This is a genomic window from Polynucleobacter ibericus (assembly GCF_018687955.1).
GTDB classification, from domain to species: Bacteria; Pseudomonadota; Gammaproteobacteria; order Burkholderiales; family Burkholderiaceae; genus Polynucleobacter; species Polynucleobacter ibericus.
This window is the reverse complement of sequence record NZ_CP061309.1, coordinates 1,614,399-1,631,223: the sequence shown is the minus strand read 5'-3', so window position 1 is coordinate 1,631,223 and position 16,825 is coordinate 1,614,399. Positions and strand designations below refer to the sequence as shown.

Annotated in this window: 12 protein-coding genes; 3 read left to right on the top strand and 9 right to left on the bottom strand. The window is 46.4% G+C overall.

The window, feature by feature from the left end:
- Window positions 1-8 precede the first annotated feature (8 nt).
- Both recG and ubiA read left to right on the top strand, forming a co-directional pair.
- Window positions 9-2,099: an ATP-dependent DNA helicase RecG gene (recG, locus tag AOC20_RS08275; protein WP_215360165.1), complete on the top strand. Its 2,091-nt coding sequence runs from the start codon at window positions 9-11 to the stop codon at window positions 2,097-2,099.
- Between the two features lie 10 nt (window positions 2,100-2,109).
- Entirely contained in the window at window positions 2,110-2,973 is an 864-nt protein-coding gene (ubiA, locus tag AOC20_RS08270) for a 4-hydroxybenzoate octaprenyltransferase (RefSeq protein WP_215360163.1), read from the top strand.
- Here the strand turns inward: ubiA and proC are convergent.
- From proC to AOC20_RS08245, 5 genes are read right to left on the bottom strand one after another with little or no spacing between them, the layout of a single operon-like run.
- Window positions 2,970-3,839, bottom strand: a complete 870-nt coding sequence (gene proC, locus AOC20_RS08265; protein ID WP_215360161.1) for a pyrroline-5-carboxylate reductase — start codon at window positions 3,837-3,839, stop codon at window positions 2,970-2,972. The genes ubiA and proC overlap by 4 nt on opposite strands.
- Window positions 3,836-4,561, bottom strand: coding sequence for a YggS family pyridoxal phosphate-dependent enzyme (locus AOC20_RS08260; protein ID WP_215360159.1), 726 nt, complete (start codon window positions 4,559-4,561; stop codon window positions 3,836-3,838). The genes proC and AOC20_RS08260 overlap by 4 nt, the downstream gene beginning before the upstream one ends.
- Window positions 4,558-5,835: a glycolate oxidase subunit GlcF gene (glcF, locus tag AOC20_RS08255; protein ID WP_215360156.1), complete on the bottom strand. Its 1,278-nt coding sequence runs from the start codon at window positions 5,833-5,835 to the stop codon at window positions 4,558-4,560. Before glcF ends, AOC20_RS08260 begins: the two co-directional genes overlap by 4 nt.
- Window positions 5,836-5,843: 8 nt before the next feature.
- Complete coding sequence (gene glcE / locus AOC20_RS08250) at window positions 5,844-6,989, bottom strand: glycolate oxidase subunit GlcE (protein WP_215360154.1); 1,146 nt, start codon at window positions 6,987-6,989, stop codon at window positions 5,844-5,846.
- Entirely contained in the window at window positions 6,989-8,479 is a 1,491-nt protein-coding gene (locus tag AOC20_RS08245) for an FAD-linked oxidase C-terminal domain-containing protein (RefSeq protein ID WP_215362280.1), read from the bottom strand. Before AOC20_RS08245 ends, glcE begins: the two co-directional genes overlap by 1 nt.
- 42 nt (window positions 8,480-8,521) lie before the next feature.
- On the opposite strand from AOC20_RS08245, the gene AOC20_RS08240 reads away from it, so the two are divergent.
- A complete protein-coding gene (locus tag AOC20_RS08240) occupies window positions 8,522-9,091 on the top strand; it encodes a cob(I)yrinic acid a,c-diamide adenosyltransferase (RefSeq protein ID WP_215360152.1) in 570 nt (189 codons plus the stop codon).
- 39 nt (window positions 9,092-9,130) lie between these two features.
- On the opposite strand, the gene AOC20_RS08235 is transcribed toward AOC20_RS08240, so the two are convergent.
- From AOC20_RS08235 to AOC20_RS08220, 4 genes are read right to left on the bottom strand one after another with little or no spacing between them, the layout of a single operon-like run.
- Window positions 9,131-10,258 (bottom strand): 3-deoxy-7-phosphoheptulonate synthase, encoded by a 1,128-nt coding sequence (locus AOC20_RS08235; RefSeq protein ID WP_251373084.1) that lies wholly within the window; start codon window positions 10,256-10,258, stop codon window positions 9,131-9,133.
- A 30-nt stretch (window positions 10,259-10,288) separates the two neighbouring features.
- Complete coding sequence (gene tldD / locus AOC20_RS08230) at window positions 10,289-11,779, bottom strand: metalloprotease TldD (RefSeq protein ID WP_251373083.1); 1,491 nt, start codon at window positions 11,777-11,779, stop codon at window positions 10,289-10,291.
- A 20-nt stretch (window positions 11,780-11,799) separates the two neighbouring features.
- Window positions 11,800-12,633: a carbon-nitrogen hydrolase family protein gene (locus tag AOC20_RS08225; protein WP_215360150.1), complete on the bottom strand. Its 834-nt coding sequence runs from the start codon at window positions 12,631-12,633 to the stop codon at window positions 11,800-11,802.
- A gap of 6 nt (window positions 12,634-12,639) precedes the next feature.
- Window positions 12,640-16,797: a YhdP family protein gene (locus tag AOC20_RS08220; RefSeq protein ID WP_215360148.1), complete on the bottom strand. Its 4,158-nt coding sequence runs from the start codon at window positions 16,795-16,797 to the stop codon at window positions 12,640-12,642.
- Window positions 16,798-16,825 lie beyond the last annotated feature (28 nt).

Below are 16,825 nucleotides of genomic sequence, written 5' to 3'. Positions count from 1 at the left end.
TTTTAACGATGACTACTAAACAAGCGCCAAGCACACTCCAAAAGATGGGTTTAGACACCCCTATGGCCCTTGCTTTGCATTTGCCATCCCGCTATGAGGATGAGACCGAGCTTCTCACCATAGAGGAGGCAATTGTCCAGGGTAGATTTCACTCAGCCCAGACTCAGGGGGTAGTCATCCGTAATCAGGTCTTGTTTCGACCCAGAAGGCAGATGGTAGTCACTATTGAGGATGAGACCGAGACTTTAAATCTTCGCTTTCTCAACTTTTACCCAAGCCAGCAAAAGCAGATGGCGGTTGGGGTCAATATTCGGGTGCGTGGTGAAGTGCGCGAAGGTTTTCAGGGTCCAGAGATGGTGCATCCTACTGTGCGAGCTGTAGCTCCAGACGCACCTTTGCCCGCTAGTTTGACTCCGGTTTACCCAGCCAGCGTCGGTGTCTCACAAACCATTATTCGTAAAGCAGTAACGCAAGCTTTGCGTGACCCCAGTTTGCAAGATAGCTTGGCAGAATTCTTGCCTCAAAAACTGATGGGGGAGTTGTTGCCCAGCAATGATTGGCCCAATTTACAAAGTGCGATTACTTATTTGCATCAACCACCTGCAGATGCAAACACACAATCACTGTTAGAGCGCACTCATCCTGCGTGGCGCCGAGTGCAATTTGAAGAGTTACTAGCTCAACAGATTTCTTTAAAGCGCGCGCATGCGATTCGCCGAGAGAGACATGCGCCAAGTTTTATAAAAGACAAAGGTAAATCTCAAGGTAAAGAAGAAGGAGTACAAAGTCTTGAAGAAGGCTTGTTGAAAGTGCTTCCTTTTAAATTAACAAATGCGCAGGATCGTGTTTGGTCTGAAATTAGCAATGATCTAACAAAATCTTTCCCGATGAATCGCCTCCTACAAGGTGATGTAGGCAGCGGCAAGACCGTGGTTGCAGCCTTGGCGGCTGCCCGCGTGATGGATCATGGCTATCAAGCTGCCATCATGGCCCCTACCGAAATCTTGGCTGAACAGCACTATCTCAAGATGAAGGAGTGGTTTGAGCCTCTAGGAGTGCAAATTGCATGGCTATCCGGAAGTCTAAAAGCTAAAGACAAAAGACTGGCTCAAGAGGCCATTGAAAATGGGCAGGCTCAATTAATTGTCGGCACACATGCCCTGATTCAGGAGAGTGTGAGTTTTGCAAAGCTAGGCTTGGCAGTTATTGATGAGCAACATCGCTTTGGGGTGAGGCAGCGTTTAGAAATTCAACAGCGGGTTGGATCAGAATTGTTTTACTGCCATCAGTTGATGATGTCAGCTACGCCTATTCCTCGCACCTTAGCGATGACTTACTACGCTGACTTAGATGTCTCTGTAATTGATGAGTTACCCCCGGGTAGAAAACCCATTGCTACCAAAGTTGTTAAAGCTAGTCGCCGTGATGAGGTGATTGGTGGTTTGCAGGGTTGGCTCTCTAAAGGATTGCAAGCGTATTGGGTATGTCCCCTTATTGAGGAATCTGAAGTGCTTCAACTGCAAACTGCAGTAGAAAGTTTTGAGCAGCTCACCGAAGCTTTGCCTGACTTTAAGGTTGGTTTAGTGCATGGCAGGCTAAAAGCAGAAGAAAAGGCCGCTGTCATGGCAGCTTTTAAGGCAAATGAGATTCAGCTTTTGGTTGCTACAACAGTCATAGAGGTGGGGGTAGATGTGCCAAATGCAGCGCTGATGGTGATTGAGCACGCCGAGCGTTTTGGCTATGCACAGATTCATCAATTGAGGGGACGTGTAGGTAGGGGTTCCGCAGATTCAGTCTGTATTTTGATGTATGCCGAACCGCTCTCGATGTCTGCTAAAGAGCGCTTGCAAACCTTACGTGAGACATCGGATGGGTTTGTGATTGCCGAGCGTGACCTATCTCTTCGTGGTCCAGGCGAGTTGCTTGGTGCCAAGCAGTCAGGTGATGCTATGTTGCGCTTTGTCGATTTACAGCGGGATGCTTGGCTAATTGAACTGGCTCAGCAGGCGGCAGATCGCTTACTCGCAGAGCACACTGATTTGGTGGAACGTCATTTAGAGCGCTGGCTTGGATCTCGTGCAGAGTTCTTAAAAGCTTGATAATTGCTTCATGAGCTTAAAAGAGCGTTTCATTTCTTATGGGTATTTAATTAGGTTGGATAAACCTATTGGCACGCTATTGCTATTGTGGCCCACGCTCTGGGCTCTCTGGTTAGCCAGTAGCGGCACCCCTGATTTATCTATTCTGCTGATTTTTATTCTCGGCACTTTTTTGATGCGCAGCGCAGGCTGTGCAATTAATGACTATGCGGATCAAGATTTTGATCGGCACGTTAAAAGAACACAGGGCCGTCCCGTTACTAGTGGAAAAATTTCCGGTAAAGAAGCAGTTGCTGTTGCTGGCTTATTGGCTTTCATTGCCTTTTTACTCATTCAGCCCTTGAATGCATTTACAAAGCAGCTTTCAGTACTGGCCTTACTAGTCGCTTTTATTTATCCCTTCACTAAACGCTTTTTTGCAATGCCTCAAGCTGTCTTAGGTATTGCCTTTGGTTTTGGTATCCCGATGGCATATGCAGCCATTTTGGATTTCATTCCCATAGAGGCATGGATCTTATTTGTCGGTAATATTTTCTGGGCAATCGCCTACGATACGGCGTATGCGATGGTTGATCGTGATGACGACTTGCGTTTAGGTCTGAGAACATCTGCCATTACTTTTGGGCACTATGATGTACTCGCCATTGCAATAAGTTATGGAATATTGTTCATCAGTCAGCTATGGGTGGCGCAGATGGCCGGCTTAAGTAATTACTTCCTTTTAGGCTGGTTCTCAGCACTGGCTTGTGCAATCTATCACATGAAGTTAGTTGCAACTCGCAATCGTGAGAATTGCTTTAAAGCGTTCCGCCACAACAACTGGCTGGGTGGATTCTTATTTCTCGGGATTGTGCTGGGGTTGAGTCTGAACTAGTTCTGACCGAGTTCATCACCCATAGCTTTGCCACGTTGACTGGCAGCATCAATTGCTTTTTCTAAAATCTCGTGCCAACCCTGCTGCTTCATTACATCGAGGGCTGCCGCAGTAGTGCCGCCTTTTGAGGTGACTCTCTCGCGTAGAACGCCAGCATGCTCATCAGAGTTATGGGCTAACTGAGTAGCACCTTCAAGGGTTGCGTAAGCTAGTTTGCGTGCTATCTCTGTATCAAGGCCCAGCTTCTCGCCAGCCGACTGCATTGCTTCTAGAAAAGCAAAGACATAAGCGGGACCACTTCCAGACACGGCAGTGACTGCATCCATCAGCTTTTCTTCTGAAACCCATACTGCTTGACCTACTGCATTGCAAATTGTTTCAGCAAGTGCGCGGTCAAATTGATCGACTGCAGCATCTGCAAAGAGACCGGTAATTCCTTTGCCGATTAAGGCAGGAGTATTGGGCATGGCACGTACACAACGTGTGTGGTCTAGCCAGCGACTCATATCTTTTAAGCGAATACCTGCAGCAATACTGAGAATCAATGGACCGGGTACGCTTGCATGCTTTAACTTAGTCGCTAATTCCTTAGCAACCACATTAAAGTCTTGAGGCTTGATTGCCATGACAACGACATTATTTTTAGAGAAATCAAAAGCGATTTGCTCTAGAGCGCCAATACCTTGAACGCCAAAATCAGCATGTAGCTTGAGGGCAGTAGCGGCGTTTGCTTCCACCACAGAGATTTGATTCGGTTCAAATCCGCTTGCAAGTAAGCCGCTGATGAGCGCGCGCCCCATGTTGCCGCCACCAATAAAGGTAATGTGGGCGTTGCTATTGTTTTGTGCGATTTTATTTGAGTTCATTTGCTAATCTTATCGCGCTTCCCAAAAATGGCTGAACCTACACGTACCATAGTGCTGCCTTCAATAATGGCAGCTTCTAAGTCATCAGACATGCCCATCGACAGGGTATCAAAGAATTGATATCCCAGATCGTTAGCGTGAGCAGCCTTAATCTGCTGAAAGCAATCTTGGACTGCAGCAAAAGCCTGGCGCTGCTCAACGGAATCTGTGCTGGGTGCAGGAATGGCCATCAAACCCCTCAGAACTAGGTTGGGTAAAGAGGTAATAGCATTACATAGTACCTCTACCTCTGTCTGAGAAACACCACTTTTGCTCTCTTCCTCGCTCACATTAATTTGGACGCAAACCTGAAGAGGTGCTAAATCTGGAAACTCACCCCGTTGAGTGGAGAGGCGTTCAGCAATTTTGAGTCGATCTACGCTGTGAACCCAATCAAAGTGCTCGGCAACCTCACGAGTCTTATTGCTTTGTAGTGGACCGATAAAGTGCCATACCAGCCAAGGACGTAGCTTTTCGAGCTTAATAATTTTCTCTACAGCTTCTTGGACGTAATTTTCACCAAAAGCAGATTGACCGGCATGCATAGCTTCCTCAATCGCAGAGGTTGGGAAAGTTTTGCTTACCGCAAGAAGTTCAATGTCTTCAGGCTCACGCTTTGCCTCTAAAGCAGCAAGCTCAATTCGTTCTCTGACTTGCATCAGATTTACAACTATGGAATTCATGTGGCCTTAGAAGGTTTGCTAATCAATTGATCTACGATCTCAATCCAATGAACTACTGGAGTGTCATCTTGCTGGAGATGGGTAATGCAGCCAATATTGCCAGAGACAATAACCTCGGCGCCAGACTCTTCACAAGCAGCATTTAAGTGAGTTAGCTTGTTTTTGCGGAGTTGTTCAGATAACTCTGGTTGGGTGACGGAATATGTACCAGCAGATCCACAGCAAAGATGACTGTCGGCACATAAACGTACACCAATACCAATGCTGGTAAGGAGCCCCTCAACTTTGCCCCGAATTTGCTGGCCATGTTGCAAAGTGCAGGGTGGGTGATACACCACACCTGGCTTAGGATCTGTGCCTACGAGCTGCACTAATTCATTTTCTAGTGAAGGAAGAATCTCAGAGATATCTTTCGTGAGTTCTGAAATCTTCTTAGCTTTGGAAGCGTAGCTGGGATCATTTGCAAAGAGGTGGCCATAATCTTTGACCATGACACCGCAACCTGATGCGGTCATCACAATCGCTTCTACGCCACTCTCTACTAAAGGCCACCAAGCATCAATATTTTGTTTGGCATTATCTAATCCACCAGCTTGATCATTGAGGTGATAGCGTAGTGCTCCACAGCAAGTAGCACTGGGCGCGCTGATCAATTGAATCTTTAATGCATCCAGAACGCGCGCCGTTGCTGAATTGATATTCGGCAGCATGCCCGGCTGAACGCAGCCTTCGAGCAAAACCATTTTGCGCTGATGGGCTGCGGTAGGCCTTGTATAGGCATCAGTAGCGCTATTTAATGCTTTATTCACTGCCAATGGAATCTTGCGTTGAATACCGCTTGGCATCAATGGACGCACTAAACGACCTAAAGCCATTGCTGAATTAAATAAAGCGGGTTTGGTTAAACCCTCTTTTAGGGCCCAGCGTGTGAATCTTTGGCCGAGTGGGCGCTCCGGAGTATTTTCTTCAGCCCACTTGCGACCAATGTCTACTAAGTTGCCGTATTGCACGCCACTAGGACACGTACTCTCGCAATTGCGGCAGGTTAAGCAACGGTCTAAATGAAGACGGGTTTTTTCAGTCGGGGCCTGACCTTCAGCCATTTGCTTGATGAGATAAATGCGCCCACGAGGACCGTCCAACTCATCACCAAGCAGCTGATACGTTGGGCAGGTAGCAGTACAAAAACCGCAGTGAACACATTTACCCAGAATGCGGGCTGCCTCGATACCTTCCGGCGTATTGGCAAATTGAGGGGCGAGTTGAGTTTGCATAGAAAGACTTATGGAAGACGTTTAGTAGCGAATACACCTACAGGATCAAATGCCGATCTGAGGCGCTCTTGCACTGCCTCAAGGGCTTGGGAGTGGGCTTGCTCTGAAAGCAAAGTAAAGCGTTGAAAGCTAGGGTCTACGCTTGCACCCTGTCTAAAGCGGGTTGCATGTCCACCTTGGGAGTTTGCCAATGCTTTAATGGTTTTGAAAGTTGCTTCATCACCTGGCGCCTTAATCCAGCGTTGTTGACCATGCCATTCCAGAACGATTTCATCATCTGCGCCAGTAATGTTCAGTGGTCCGCATGCTGCTGGTAGTGCCAAGCGATATAGTGTTTGATCAGCGCCAAGATTAGTAAACGCAGGCAGTTTCTGTTCGCGCAAATCATGCCAAAACTGTTCTGCATTTTCTTCGTTGATCTCGGCTGCCATGACTAGTGAGCTCATCAGAGGAATAGCAGCTTTCACGGCTGCTGCTGCGCCTGCAAGACGGAAGGTTAACTCGCCATCACCACCTTTGGCTGAGCCTATCCAGCAACTTGCAGATAAGGGAAGTGGCTGGCCTGCCCATTCATTGAGGATCTTCAAAGCTTTCTCTTGAGAGATCTGGCAACGTAGGGTGGCTGTAGCAGCAGGCTTTGGCAATACTTTAACTGAGGCTTCTAGTAAGAGCGCAAGCGTTCCTAAAGAGCCCGGGAGTAAACGAGAGACGTCATATCCTGCAACGTTTTTCATGACCTTGCCGCCAAAGGAAAGATCTTGTCCTCTGCCATCGATAATGCGCGCACCCAAAACAAAGTCGCGAAAATTACCAACCGTGATGCGACCGGGACCAGCTAGGCCAGCGGCAATCGCCCCACCAAACGTTGCACTATCGCCAAAATGGGGAGGTTCAAAAGCGAGCACCTGATTTTTTTCTTTGAGCGCTGCTTCAATTTCTTTAAGTGGTGTACCAGCACAAGCTGTAATCACGAGTTCCTCTGGTTGATATTCCAAGATACCTGAGTAAGTGCGTGTATCAAGCTTGGCATGGTTATTTGGATTCCCATACCAAGACTTTGTACCACCACCTTCGATGGAAAGTTTAGTATTGCTCTTGGCTGCGTTCAGAATTTGTTCGCAAAATGCGTCGATGTGTGGATTGGAGTGACTCATTAGAAGCGCTCCAATTCGGGGTGGGGTAGTTGACCACCGCTAATACGCATGCGTCCATATTCCGCACAACGATTTAAAGTTGGAATGGCCTTATCTGGATTGAGTAGTTTCTCTGGATCAAAGGCGCTCTTAACACCCCAGAAGGATTCGCGTTCACCTTCGCCAAATTGAACACACATTGAGTTAATCTTTTCAATACCAACGCCGTGCTCACCCGTGATGGTGCCACCGAGTTCTACGCAGGCTTCTAAAATTTCAGTCCCGAATTCTTCTGCACGATGCCATTCATCTTGATCGGCGCCATTAAACAAAATTAGTGGATGCATATTCCCATCCCCAGCATGAAATACGTTTAAACACCCAAGACCATATTTCTCTTCCATACCTTGAATACGCTTAAGCAGGGTAGCAATGTGACGGCGAGGAATGGTGCCGTCCATACAGTAGTAGTCAGGCGCTAAGCGACCGGCTGCTGGGAAAGCATTTTTACGACCGCTCCAAAACTTTAAGCGCTCGCTTTCATCTTTCGAGATCTGAATACCGCTCGCACCAGCTTCTTCAAGCACCTTGGTCATGCGCTCAATTTCCTCAGCAACTTCTTCTGGTGTACCATCAGATTCACAGAGCAAAATAGCGGCAGCATCAAGGTCGTAGCCTGCATGTACAAACTCTTCGACGGCGCGAGTGGTTGCTTTGTCCATCATTTCTAGTCCAGCGGGAATAATGCCAGCCGCAATGATGGCAGCAACGGCGTTACCACCTTTTTCAATGTCGTCAAAACTGGCCATGATGACGCGAGCTAATTTTGGTTTCGCAACCAATTTGATGGTAACCTCAGTGACTACAGCAAGCATGCCTTCACTACCCATCATGATTGCCAACAAATCGAGTCCGGGTGCATCGGGTGCAAGACCACCGAATTCAACAATCTCACCATTCATCAGAATTCCGCGAACACGCAAAACATTGTGTAGAGTGAGGCCGTACTTCAGACAGTGCACACCACCGGAGTTTTCATTGACGTTGCCACCAATAGAGCAAGCAATTTGTGAAGAGGGATCTGGCGCGTAATACAAACCAAGATGCGCAACAGCTTCAGAGATGGCGAGGTTACGTACGCCTGGCTGAACCACTGCAGTGCGGGTGAATGGATCAATACTAATAATCTTCTTGAGCTTAGCTAGGGATAGAACCAATCCTTGAGAGAGCGGCATTGCGCCTCCAGATAAGCCAGTCCCAGACCCACGAGGCACCACTGGAACTTGCATTGCATAGCAAATCTTCAAAATTTGAGCGACTTGTTCCTCAGTTTCTGGCAGGGCTACTGCCAAGGGCATCCGTCGATAGGCGGCCAAACCGTCACATTCATAGGGGATGGTGTCTTCTGGCTCCCATAAAAGGGCATGTTCTGGCAGGAGCGGGCGCAATGCTGCTACCAATTTCGACTGAAGGGCGCTAATAGCGGCTAAATCGGGGGGTGGGGTCACCATATTCATAAGAATCATTTTAGCCATTTACCTATAATTAGGTTTATGGGAAATCGACTATCAAAAATCGCCACTAGAACAGGCGATGCAGGGATGACAGGCTTGGGCGACGGGAGTCGCGTAGAGAAGGATCATCTGCGGATCTGCGCCATGGGCGATATCGATGAGTTGAACTCAGAAATCGGTGTTTTGATGACTGAAGACATTCCTACAGAGATTGCTGCTGAATTACATGAGCTTTTTTTGCAAGTGCAGCACGACTTATTTGATCTAGGTGGTGAGCTTTGTATCCCAAATTACAAGCTACTGAATCCGGCCCATGTAGCGCAATTGGATGTTTGGCTTGAAAAATACAATCAACAGCTGCCGCCTTTGACCGAATTCATTCTGCCAGGCGGTACTCGCGCTGCTGCACAAGCTCATGTGTGCCGTACGGTTTGTCGCAGAGCGGAACGTTCGATTGTCCGCTTAGGCTGGGAAGAGCCTCTATACGACTCTCCTCGTCAGTACGTCAATCGTTTATCTGATTTGTTGTTTGTGCTGGCGCGCATTCTGAATCGTGCTGCTGGTGGATCCGATGTACTTTGGAAGCACGAAAAAAAAGAGACTAAATAAATTAGCCTCTTTTTGCTGTAGTTCTTAGAACTTATTTCTTTATTTCTTCTTTAGGCTTCGGCGTTTTTTAACGGCAGTTGCAAGACGCTCCAAAACTTTCACTGAATCATCCCAGTTAATACAGGCATCAGTGATGCTGCGCCCGTATTCCAATTTACTTGGATCATCTTTACCGGGTGTGAATTTCTGAGCACCATCATTTAAGTGACTTTCAATCATCACCCCAAAAATCTGATGAGAGCCAGACTCCATCTGCCCTGCCACATCATCGGCAACAACAATTTGACGCTCATGTTTCTTGCTTGAATTAGCGTGAGACAAATCTACCATCAAACTGGCTGGAAGCTTGGCTGCTTCTAGCTCGGAGCAGGCTGACTGTACAAATTGTGCTTCGTAGTTGGGCTCTTTGCCACCACGCAAAATAACGTGACAATCTTTGTTACCTTTAGTTTCCACAACGGATACCTGACCGTTCTTATGCACGGATAAGAAGTGGTGTGGACGACCAGCTGCTTGAATCGCATCGGTAGCAATTTTGATATTGCCATCGGTGCCATTCTTAAATCCGATCGGCGCAGATAAGCCAGAGGCGAGTTCACGATGAACTTGACTCTCGGTAGTGCGAGCACCAATTGCACCCCAAGAAATCAGGTCAGCAATATATTGCGGAGATATTACATCCAAGAACTCGCTACCAGCTGGCATGCCGAGACGATTGATTTCCATTAATACTTGGCGAGCTAGGCGCAGACCTTCTTCAATGCGATAACTTTCATCTAGGTAAGGGTCGTTGATCAAGCCCTTCCATCCAACAGTAGTGCGTGGCTTTTCAAAATACACACGCATCACAATCTCTAATTCACCAGCAAAACGCTCGCGCTCAACAAGAAGACGTTGACAGTATTCCAATGCTGCTTTTGGGTCATGAATAGAGCATGGTCCGATGATGACTAATAAACGGTCATCTTTACCATGAATAATGTCGCGGATCTTTTTACGGGTTTTGCTGATCAGGGCTTCCGTTGGTGTTCCAGAGATTGGAAAGAAGCGAATTAAATGCTCTGGCGGTGGCAGAACAGAAATCTTGTCAATGCGTTGATCGTCAGTATCCGAAGTCTTGTCGACGGTGGAGTACCAATTGGCGGGATTCGTAATTTGTTGGCTCATCTAACTATTTTAAGCCGTAATTAGCTGATATTAGGCAGTTCCGCCCACAGTTAGGCTATCAATCCTTAGAGTAGGCTGGCCAACCCCGACCGGAACGCTTTGTCCTTCCTTGCCGCAAACGCCCACACCACCATCTAATTTGAGGTCATTCCCGATCATAGATACCTGTTTTAAGGATTCTGGCCCGCTACCAATAATGGTGGCGCCTTTAACGGGATACTGGATTTTGCCGTTTTCAACCCAGTAGGCTTCGGAAGCGGAAAAGACAAATTTTCCGCTAGTAATATCCACTTGGCCACCGCCAAAATTGACAGCATATAAACCACGCTTGATGCTCGCCACAATCTCTTGGGGATCATCTTTGCCGGCCAACATATAGGTATTTGTCATGCGTGGCATTGGTAGAGAAGCAAAGCTTTCGCGACGACCGTTGCCAGTAAGCGGCATCTTCATCAAGCGCGCATTAAGACTATCCTGAATGTAACCCTTTAAGATGCCATCCTCAATCAATGTGGTGCATTGTGTAGGCGTACCTTCATCATCAATATTTAAAGAGCCCCTTCGTCCAGATAAGGTGCCGTCATCAACTACCGTGACGCCCTTGGCGGCAACCCGTTGTCCAATACGACCAGCAAAAGCAGAGGAACCCTTGCGATTAAAGTCACCCTCAAGACCATGACCAACGGCCTCATGTAACAGAACGCCAGGCCAGCCAGGTCCCATCACTACAGTCATTGGACCTGCGGGCGCAGGGCGGGATTCGAGATTTACAAGTGCGCCATCAACTGCTTCATCAACATAGCGATTAATAATTGCTTCATCAAAGTAGAGATAGTCGTGACGAGCGCCACCGCCCGAGGATCCAGACTCACGACGACCATTTTGCTCGGCGATGACGTGAACTGAAACGCGAACTAGTGGACGAACATCAGCAGCCAATAGCCCATCTGCACGCACAACTAAAACAACATCAAATTCACCGGCTAAACTCGCCATGACTTGAATGATGCGCGGATCACGTGCTTTGGCGCGACGTTCAATGCTTTCCAGTAGTGCAATTTTCTCTTTAGGCTGCAGAGAGTCTAAGGGGTTGATATCTGAATATAGCTTGTTGGAAACTGGGTGAAATAGTTTGCTCGCAACTGCTTGTTTACCGCCCTCAGGCCCAATCACCCGAGTAGCTTTAGCCGCTTTATTTAACGCTTCTAAATTAATTTCATCTGAGTACGCAAAGGCTGTCTTATCGCCATAAATGGCTCGCACCCCAACACCCTGATCAATATTAAAGCTACCTGATTTAACAATGCCCTCTTCAAGGCTCCAGCTTTCACTTCGGGTGTGTTGAAAGTAAAGGTCTGCATCATCAAGACGATGAGCAAATAGATTGCCAAATGTATGGTGTAGGTCTTGCTCAGATAATCCAGTAGGCTCGAGCAAGATGGACTTCGCTAACTTAATTAAGTCTGCTTGCTTTTTAGCTTTAGTCCAATTAGCGGGAAATAGTGCTTCTGGTGCATTCATGTGATTCGGCAAATCTTTCTTTAAAGCTTGCGATGTGCAAGTGCGGGTAACTTAGAGCGTACCTCGTTTAATTTATCTTTGCACAAGAGCCCAGAAATAAAGCCTTCGCCCTCAGGTAGGTTGGCTAGAACCTCCCCCCAAGGATCAATTAGCATGCTGTTACCCCAGGTGCGGCGTTGATTTTGGTGTTTACCGCCTTGTGCAGAAGCCAATACATAGGATTGGTTTTCAATGGCACGGGCGCGTAACAGGATCTCCCAGTGATCCTTGCCGGTAGTGTAGGTAAAAGCGGCTGGGATGATGTGGCAATCCACTTGCCCTAGGGCACGATAGAGCTCTGGAAAGCGTAAGTCATAGCAAATACTTAAACCAAATTTCCACTCAATACCGTCGACGGAAATTTGGAGGAGTCCAGGCTCATTACCGGCCTCAATCGTTTCAGATTCCTGATAGCGCTCAGTAGTAGTTTGAAAGCCAAACAAATGAATTTTGTCGTAGCGAGAAATTTGTTGGCCAACAGGATTATATACCAGGGTTGTATTGAGTACCTTGCTGGGATCTTTTGCTTCCAGGGGAATAGTGCCGGCTACTAAATAAAGATTGTTTGCTTTTGCAATATCTGAAAGTTGCTCTTGGATGGGGCCCTTACCAATACTCTCTCGGGCACGTACTTTGTCAGTATCTTTTAGGCCCATGAGGCAAAAATATTCTGGCAGAACAACTAGTTGTGCGCCATCTGCTGCGGCGGCAGCGATAAGTCTTCTCGCCGCAGAGAGGTTCTCCTGTAAATCTGCAGTAGAAACCATCTGAACGGAGGCAATCTTGAGTTCTGCACTATTGGTTGTTGTGCTCATAACGTATTAATTTGGATTTTTATTTGGTGCGCCAGAATTACTTGGATTGCTTTGCGGTCCGGAGCTATTGCCACTTGGCTTACTTTGCTCCTTAAGCAAATCTTTGCTGCGAATTGTCTCCAAAGTTTTGGCATCGATTGGTTGACCTTTTTGATCCAAGGGGATTACTTCCGGATTGTCCCAAGACCCCTGTACTAAATAGTCCGATTGAAGATTACGGTTAATTTGACTAGTGATTAAGTATTGCCCAACTAATGCACCAAGCCCAACAATCGGATTAATTACAAAGGCAGCTAGAGACCCTGCGGTTGCATCAATCGTTGGGAAGATAGTGACGCGTAAGTCTTGGGTTTGTTGAGGAATATTAATTTGCCCATTCATAGCAACTCGAGCTTGATCAAGACCCATCGTGAACTGTTTGGTTTGAGCTATACCCTTACTAACATCAAAAGAAGCTTCAATCGAATTAAATGGAGTCCCCTTGGTGACAATATTGCCAAGACTGCCTTGGAGGTCTAAGGTAGCAAATCTGAATAAACTTTGTAAGCTAAGTACATCAAGTAATTTTGCGCCGCTAGTGTTGACTTCTAAGAGGCGACCTTTCTCTAGATTTAAAGCCACCTTGCCGGAAAGAGTGTCATATTTTGGTCCAAAAGGGGACCCATCCCACTCTATGGAGCTGCTGAGTTTGCCCTGGCCGCCCTCTATCGATTTCTGACTTGTCCAATGACCGATGATTTGGCCGGCATTCCTAATATCTAAGGCGATGTTTAAGTTGGTGTGTGCAGGTGAATTTGGTGTAGATCCAACCCAGCGCCCAGTGAGGCTTGAGTTTCCTTGTGGATCGTTAAATTGAATAGTGTCAATCTCAAGAGCATTTCCATTGGTTTTAGTTTGAATTTTGACCTGACCAAGTCGGGCTTTATTCCATTCAAAGTCGTCAATTGTCAAATCAATACTTGGGATCAAACTTGGTTCAATCTGATTTTGATTAGATTTGTTCTGTTGTCCTGTCTTCGTTGAGGTGGTAACGAGTGAAATTGGTTCTGGAATCTTAAGGCGCGCGAGATTACCGCTAATAAGACCATTCGTTTGAGTCTGATTTGCTTGCTGATACTGAATACTTCCCGCAATTTGAGGCGACCCTCTCAAGCGAATTTGCCAAGCTGTATTTTTATTACCTGCTGTTAAGTTCACATCCTGCCATATGCGATCAAATATTGTTAATTGCTTAACCTGTACGGAGGCTTGAATATTATTTGCGTTGCTGGTATTCGTACTAGGCGTAGATTTTTTTTGATTGTTGCGATTTAAAAAGTCTAGCCAATCATCAAAGTTCAGTTCATTACTTGCCAGATTTAGGCTAAAGCCTTGCGGAGGTGTAACGGCAGGCGTCCCAATACCAATGGAGTGGCGAAGGGTGTCATCACCATTTAATTCACCTTGTACATAGTAGCTATCACCAATTTTTCCATCCCATGTGAAACGACTTGCATTCGATTTATTTTTTTCAAATGTCCTCAAAGTTACTTGTCCAGAAAGGGGGGCGCCCATCTCTTTTTTGAGCGGTGCTGGAGCTGCGACAGCCCAATTGCGCATATCCATCTTTAAGTTTGTTTCACTAGCCCCTTTATTGAAGTTGATGACACCTTGATATCGAGCTACACCACTCATAGCCTGCAAAATCGGAATGATCTGTACATCCGTATCATTTTTGAAGTAGTTTTTAATAAAGCTAGCCCCAATATCTCCTATGATGTTGTAGCTTTGTCCACCCTGATTTGTTGTTGCACTTGAGATCTTGATATCACCCCCAAGGAAGTTGGCAGTGATGTCTTCAAATTCTGGATTCACTTCCGTAATGCGAATCTTCCCCTTAAGGTTCTCAAAGGGTGGTAAGTCAGCCCATTGAGCTCTATTCCCTGGGAAGCTCAGCTTAACGTCCGTACTAGTGTCTTCACTGCCCGACAGCGGAACCTTGAGACCCAGGTTCAAGTTGATCGGTCCAGTTATTTTGAGGTTTCGTTCCAGTGCGACTTGTTTTTTCCCAACGGGCGAGGCAAATAGATATTCAAGCAATTGGGAGGCTTCTCCCTGTGCCTCACCATTAACTGTTAACACTAATTGCTTTGCACTGACGCTAGGAATTGCTGCATGAAAGTTGCTAAGAGCAACTTGTTTGTAGCTCGCTTGATCAATGTCAACTGTGAAGCTGGCATTTTGCATATTGATAACACCATTGACCTTGTTGAAGGCGGACCAAGTGCCTTGTGCAGTAGGTTGGGTCGGCACTGGACTGAATGTTGCGCCACTGATAGGTAGGTTGAGCGTGAATTCTCCCGAGCCTGCTTTAGAGAATGGCACTTCATTGGGATCACCTTTAATATGTAGTTGCCCCTTTTGAATTGTTCCCGCATCAAAAGCTTTGCTCAAATAGGATTTAGCCTCAGCGCCCATCCCAACTGGCAAATAACGGTAGGCCGTTTTTAAATTAGCCTGTTCAAAATCCATATCCAGAGACATGAAGTCAGGATTTTTGCCTGTGCCAACAGTGTAATTTAGGTTAAGCGTTGTTGTGATCTCAGGATTGCTCAGCATCAGCTGTTTAGCATTGATAACCCAGTTCCCTTTTTGTTTTGTCCAAGATATTTGACCGCTGGCTTGATCCAGTTGAATTTTAGGAGCGACAAGTAAGTCGTTTATCTCAAGAGTAAGATCATTCGATCTAATGGAGAAACTTCCCTTGCTTTGATCGGCCGTCAGAAAGCCTGAAAGCTTGGAGACAGAGGGCATCGTCTTATTAATGCCAACAAAACTTAAGTCGATCATTTTTCCACTGACAGTAAAGTCCAGTTTATTGGACTTGAACCATCCGCCAGGAATATTAAGTGCTGACAGGGGTGACTTACTTTCTGACCATTTGATGTCTAGATCTTGTAGCTCACCATCTGCTTGTGAGGCCTTAATCCATTGGTGAACCTTTTTTGATAGCGGCAGGTTAAGTGCAAATAAGGCAATGTCCTCTACCAAAATCTTTGGAGAGGAAAAGCCAAACTCTTTAATTTCTCCGCCTCCAGATGGTGGTCTCCAGCGGAAGGTCATGGGGCTCAACTTCTCGAGTGGAGTAGTTTTGGGGCTATCGATATCACGCCAGGCAAATGTCTTGGTTGTAATGGATATCAACCCACCATCAGTTTCTTGAGTTAGGTTGGTTTCTAGTCTTCCAAGAGTGATGGCATCTTCACCTTTGGAAAGCTGAATGGTTAGGTTATCGGCCGCTAAATAAATTTCTCCACCATCGGGCTTGCCGTTATCAATTTTTAGTTTTCCACTAGAGTTTAGGATTCCCTCAAGCGTATTTAGGGGGATAGAAAAGTCGCTAGCTATTTGAGTAAGCTGCAGTTCATTTAGATTCCAAGAGATGGTCCCAATCCAGTCTTGCCATTTACCAGCCTGGCCGCCGAGATGGTGAACTAAATCAATATCAAAGGTGAGGGGGCCCTTAGTCCAGGGTGTGCTGGCACTTAACGATCCTTGGTGACTGCGAATACCATTACTAAGAGAGAGACTTTGAATGTCTATAGTAGTAATTGGTTTCTTCTTCAGTTGATCATCCCAAAATAATTTGACATTGCTAATCTGAATTTCATTCTGTGCAAAGAGCCAATTTTCTGCTGCGTAACTATTTGAATTTCCATCTATAGAGATACCGGCAAAATTAATCGCACCCTTGCTATCACGTTGCGCATAAATTTGAGCGTTCTCAATATTGAGTTCATGAAAATATGGAGCCAAGTGATAAAACGATGCCCAACTTAGCTGCCCATGAATTTTTTGAATAGATAAGAGTGGTTTTGACTTATCTGGGCCGTTAAAACGTAAGCCATCAATTTCAAAATTAGGTCTAATGCCCGTCCATGAAACCTGCAGGGATTCCATCGAAACTTCAGCACCAATTCGAGCGCTGATGAGCTTTTCAACTGAGGCCTTAGATTTCTCAATTTGCGGCCAAAGGATGAAACGCACACCTACATGCCCAATCACAAAAAGGACCGCAACAATACATGCCAGGATCAAGGCGCGCTTACGCAAGGCCCTACTCGAACCTGGAGGACGTTTGGTGAGCACGCTCTTGAGGCGAGGCGGGATGAACTTTTGCAGCATGACCCCTATTATCCGTCAGCCTTGGCTT